Origin of the sequence: Protofrankia sp. CiP1_Cm_nod1 (assembly GCF_920888515.1) — a bacterium.
GTDB lineage: Bacteria > Actinomycetota > Actinomycetes > Frankiales > Frankiaceae > Protofrankia.
This window is the reverse complement of sequence record NZ_CAKKTM010000325.1, coordinates 1-4,893: the sequence shown is the minus strand read 5'-3', so window position 1 is coordinate 4,893 and position 4,893 is coordinate 1. Positions and strand designations below refer to the sequence as shown.

4 protein-coding genes and 1 pseudogene are annotated in these 4,893 nt (G+C 72.4%); 3 read left to right on the top strand and 2 right to left on the bottom strand.

The window, feature by feature from the left end:
- Both lat and NBX02_RS14490 read left to right on the top strand, forming a co-directional pair.
- A partial coding sequence (gene lat, locus NBX02_RS14495; RefSeq protein WP_445548437.1) for an L-lysine 6-transaminase occupies nt 1–1,486 on the top strand: 1,486 nt, incomplete at its 5' end.
- 123 nt (nt 1,487–1,609) lie between these two features.
- The gene (locus NBX02_RS14490) at nt 1,610–3,220 is read left to right on the top strand and encodes an aldehyde dehydrogenase family protein (protein WP_250280787.1); all 1,611 of its coding nucleotides are present in this window, start codon (nt 1,610–1,612) and stop codon (nt 3,218–3,220) included.
- 103 nt (nt 3,221–3,323) lie between these two features.
- On the opposite strand, the gene NBX02_RS14485 is transcribed toward NBX02_RS14490, so the two are convergent.
- The gene (locus NBX02_RS14485) at nt 3,324–3,878 is read right to left on the bottom strand and encodes a Uma2 family endonuclease (RefSeq protein ID WP_250280786.1); all 555 of its coding nucleotides are present in this window, start codon (nt 3,876–3,878) and stop codon (nt 3,324–3,326) included.
- Between the two features lie 285 nt (nt 3,879–4,163).
- On the opposite strand from NBX02_RS14485, the gene NBX02_RS14480 reads away from it, so the two are divergent.
- On the top strand, nt 4,164–4,358 hold the full coding sequence (locus NBX02_RS14480) for a hypothetical protein (protein ID WP_250291745.1): 195 nt from the start codon (nt 4,164–4,166) through the stop codon (nt 4,356–4,358).
- Nucleotides 4,359–4,663: 305 nt separating this feature from the next.
- On the opposite strand, the pseudogene NBX02_RS14475 reads toward NBX02_RS14480, so the two are convergent.
- Nucleotides 4,664–4,893 (bottom strand): annotated as a pseudogene (locus NBX02_RS14475) (DEAD/DEAH box helicase); the annotation flags it as partial.

Genomic DNA, 4,893 nt, shown 5'->3' with positions numbered 1-4,893 from the left:
CGGCACGGCCACGCCCGCTATTTTTGGTCCCGCGGTCACGGCGGTCACGGCGGTCACGGCGGTCACGGCGGACGCGACGGTCACGGCGGTCACGGCGGTTACGGCGGTTACGGCGGACGCGGTGGGCGCGGTGGGCGCGGCGGGCACGACGGGCGCGGTGGTAGCGCCGCGCGACGTTCTCGACGTGCTCGGCCGCCACGTCATCGCGGACGGCTTCGGTATCGTCCTCGATCTTGAGCGCAGCCGCGGGAGCTGGCTCGTGGACGCCCGGGACGGCCGGCGCTACCTGGACCTCTACAGCTTCTTCGCGTCCGCGCCGCTGGGGATCAACCCGCCGGAGCTGACCGGCGACCCCGCCTTCCTCGCCGAGCTCACCGCCGCGGCGGTGAACAAGCCGGCCAACTCCGACATCGCCACCGCCGCCTACGCCGGGTTCGTCGAGACGTTCACCCGCGTCCTCGGTGACCCGGAGCTGCCGCACCTCTTCTTCGTCGAAGGCGGGGCGCTCGCCGTCGAGAACGCGCTGAAGTGCGCCTTCGACTGGAAGAGCCGGCACAACGCCCAGGCCGGCCGGCCCGCCTCGCTGGGCCGGCGGGTGCTGCACCTGCGGCATGCCTTCCACGGCCGCAGCGGATACACCCTGTCGGTGACCAACACCGACCCGGTCAAGACCGACCGGTTCCCCGTCTTCGACTGGCCCCGCATCGACCCGCCGGCGGTCAGGTTCCCGCTGGACGCGCGCGGCCTGGCCGGCCTCGCCGAGGCCGAGGCGGCCGCGCTGGCCCAGGCCGAGGCCGCGTTCGCCCGCCATCCTCATGACATCGCCTGCTTCCTGGCCGAGCCGATCCAGTGCGAGGGCGGCGACAACCACCTGCGGGCCGAGTTCCTCTCGGCGATGGAACGCCTCTGCCGCGCCCACGACGCGTTGTTCGTCCTCGACGAGGTGCAGACCGGGGTGGGGATGACCGGTTCGGCCTGGGCCTACCAGCAGCTGGGCCTGCGTCCGGACGTCGTCGCGTTCGGCAAGAAGGTGCAGCTCGGCGGGGTGATGGCCGGCCGGCGGGTGGATGAGGTGGCCGACAACGTCTTCCGGGTGCCGGGGCGGATCAACTCGACCTGGGGCGGCGGCCTGGTCGACATGGTCCGGTCGCGGCGCATGCTCGAGGTGATGGCGGCCGACGGGCTGTTCGCCCGCGCCGGCGATCTCGGCCGCGACCTGCTCGCCGCCCTCGGCGGGCTCGCCGGGAAGTATCCGTCGCTGGTGTCGAACCCGCGTGGGCGCGGGCTGCTGTGCGCGATCGACCTCCCCTCGGCGCGGTGCCGGGACGACGTGGTCCGCCGGCTGCGGGCCGAGGAGAGCGTGCTGGTGCTGCCCGCGGGTGTCCGCGCGCTGCGGTTCCGGCCGGCGCTGACCGTCTCCGCGGCCGAGCTGGAGCTCGGCGTGGCCGCCCTGGGCCGGGTCCTCGCCCGCGTCCCGACTCTATGATCGGATCCCGACCGGATGACCGGATAACCGGATGACCGGATTCGGGGCTGGGTGGCCCGGGCCGCTCCGGATGATCGACTGCATGGTCCGTCAGATGATCGACTGGATGGTGAGGTCGTCGACATGAAGATCCATCAGGCGCCGCCCCGCCCGGCCGTCCCGCCGCGCCGGGTGGAGCTACTGATCGGTGACGGAGCCGGGCCCACCGGCCGGCGGCCGGCGGCGGCCCGGGCCGTGACCCGTTCGACGAATCCGGCTCACCTCGACGAGGTGGTCGCCGAGGTGAGCCTCGCCGGCCCCGCCGACCTGCTGGACGCCTGCGCCGCCGCGCGGGCGGCGGCACCGGGCTGGGCGGACGTGCCCGCGCCGGTCCGCGGCAGCGTCATCGCGAACCTTGGGCACCTCGTCGAGGCCAACGCCGAGGCGCTGGCCCGGCTGGTGACGCGCGAGGTCGGCAAGCCGCTGGCCGAGGCCCGCGGCGAGGTGCAGGAGGTCGTCGACACCTGCCGTTTCTTCCTCGGGGAGGGCCGGCGCCTCTACGGCGAGACCGTGCCGTCGGAGATGCCGGACAAACAGCTGTTCACCTTCCGGGAACCGGTCGGCGTCATGGTGGTGATCACCGCCGGGAACTTCCCGGTGGCGGTGCCGTCCTGGTACATCGTGCCGGCGCTGCTGTGCGGCAACACCGTCGTGTGGAAGCCGGCGGTCTACGCGGCCGCGTGCGCGCAGGCGTTCACCGAGCTGATCCTGCGTGCCGGGGTGCCCCACGGCGCGGTCGGGCTCGTGCCGGCCGAGGGCGTGGAGACGTTCACCGGCCTGGAGCGCGCCCTGGACGCCGGGCTCGTCGACAAGGTCGGCTTCACCGGGTCGACCGAGGTCGGGCGGATGATCGGCGAACTGTGCGGCCGGCACCTGCAGACCCCCTGCCTGGAGCTGGGCGGGAAGAACCCGATGGTCGTCGCGCCCGACGCCGACCTCGACGCGGCGGCCGCCGGCGCGGTGTTCTCCGGGTTCGCCACCGCCGGGCAGCGGTGCACCTCGCTGGGGACGGCGATCGTGCACGAGTCCGTGCACGGGGAGTTCCTGCGCCGGCTGGTGGCCGCGGTCGAGGACGCGCGCATCGGCGACCCGGTCACCGACGTCCTGTACGGGCCCCTGCTCGACCTGCGGTTCGCCGCCGGTTTCGAGCACACCCTCGGCCTGATCCGTGACCATCACCGGGTCGCGGGCTCCTCGGCGGTCGGGCGGGTGGACGCGGCCCGGCCGCGCCGCGGCTTCGTGGGCGATCCCGGTGACGGGCTGTACTACCACCCGGTGATCCTCGACGGTGTCCGGCCCGACGACGAGGTGTTCCGGGAGGAGACGTTCGGCCCGGTCATCGGGGTGACGACCTACCGGGACCTCGACGAGGCGGTGCGGCTCGCGAACGCTCCCGGCTACGGCCTGTCCTCGTCGATCTACACGAACGACCCGCGGACGGTCTTCCGGTTCCGCCGGGGGATCGGTGCCGGCATGGTCAGCGTGAACAACTCGACGTCCGGCGCCGAGGCGCACCTGCCCTTCGGGGGCAACGGCCGCTCCGGCAACGGCTCCCGCCAGTCCGGCCGCTGGGTGCTCGACCAGGTCACCCGTTGGCAGGCGGTCAACTGGGACTATTCCGGCCACCTGCAGAAGGCCCAGCTGGACACCGCCGTCCCCGCCGCCGACCTCACCTTCCGTCTGCCGCCCGGTTAAGCCGTCGGTCGGCCTGCCCTCCGTCCGCGCAGCCTCCCGCCAGCCGGCCGGCCGACGGCGTGGGCGGCCGGCGGCGTGGGCGGCGAGGCGCTGGTTCGTGCGGTCAGCGTGCCCAGCGGGGGAGCAGCACGGTGAGGTCGAGGTCGACCGGGAACGGTTCGGTGACGGTGAGCCGCTGCCCGCTGCCGGTCGCCACGTAGGCGCCGGCGGGGCCGGGCCGGTAGGTCGTCACACGGGGTGGTACCGGCTCGATCCGCCAGTAGTGCGGGATGCCGAACTGGGCGTAGAGCGCGGGTTTGGTGGTGCGGTCCTCGACATGGTTGCCGGGTGACTCGATCTCGATCGCGACAACGACCTCGGCGGGGGAGAACCAGTGCCGGGCGGGCTCGTCGCTGCGTATCACCATCAGGTCGGGGACGCGGGTGAGCTGCCGGCCGAACCGGATGTCCACGGCCATCGCCAGCGCGAACGGCTCCGGCGTGATGTCCTCGAGCGCGGCGAAGAGCCGGGCGCCCAGCGCCTGGTGCAGGTTGGAGGGGGAAGGCGACACGCTGAGAGCTCCGTCGGTCAGTTCGTACCGATGGTTGCTGACCGGCAGCTCGTCGAGGTCGTCGGTGGTCCAGCCACCCGGAGGAATCGCGATCAGCGGCTCGCTCATCGGTGCGTCCTCCCATCCGTTCCGGTGATTCGACTCTACCCGTGGCGGGTTCGGTCATCTATGGCGAGTTCACAGTGTGTGAAGAACGTGTATCGCTCACGCGGCACCCCCGTGCATGATTATTCTCACTCAAGGCCCATGTATCATCCTGGATACTGGTTCGATGTCTTTTGTAACCCACTGTCGGCGGGATGTCGACATGTCTGTTGTGTCACTATGTCTGTCGCGTCACCATGGTCGGCCGGTTCCACATGTTGGTCACGGCCCGGGAGGGGAGCACTGTCAATGGCCGAGCACGATGAAGTGGTTCAGCCGGAGTCGCCGTGGCCGAGCCAGCGGGCGCCCGAAGATGACGTCAATGACGGCCCGGACGCCGCGGCCGAGCCGTGGCTGATCCCCCGTTCGGTCGCGAACCCCACTCGCCTGCGGCTCGGAGTACCGCGGCAGTCGGACGCGGTCAGCGTCTCCAGCGGCGCCTGAGCCCGCGGTGACTCCTGACGCCTGACGGCGCGGGAGGTGCGTGTCCGGCGGATCGTCTGGTTCCGGCGGGTTGCTCTGGTCCTGTCGTCTGATCTGGCCCGGGCCTGTCCGCCGCGGGACGACCGGCCCGTCATCACGCAGGACCAGATAGTTCTACGCAGGTCGTACCAGACAGGGTCGTACCAGGCAGCCAGGTACGAAGGCAGGCAGTCGTACGACACGTCAGGCTGTACGACATGGCGCGGGCCGTGGCACCGACCTGTTCGGTGCCACGGCCCGCGCCGTTGTCCGGGCAGTAGATGTCGTTATTCGGTGGATGTCGGGCCCTGCGGCCCGGCGGGCCGGCGTCCTGCCCGGCGGGGCTGGTCGGCGCCGCGATGGGGCGAGTTGCCGCGGGTGGCGGGCGCACCCCACTGCTGCCTGTCCGCGCCCCGGCGTGGGCCGGAGCCTGACGAGCGCGCCTGTGCCGGCACCCGGATCCCGGACGGCTGCCGGGCAGCGGCCGAGTGCGGTGGCGTGCTGCGCGGCTGCGGGG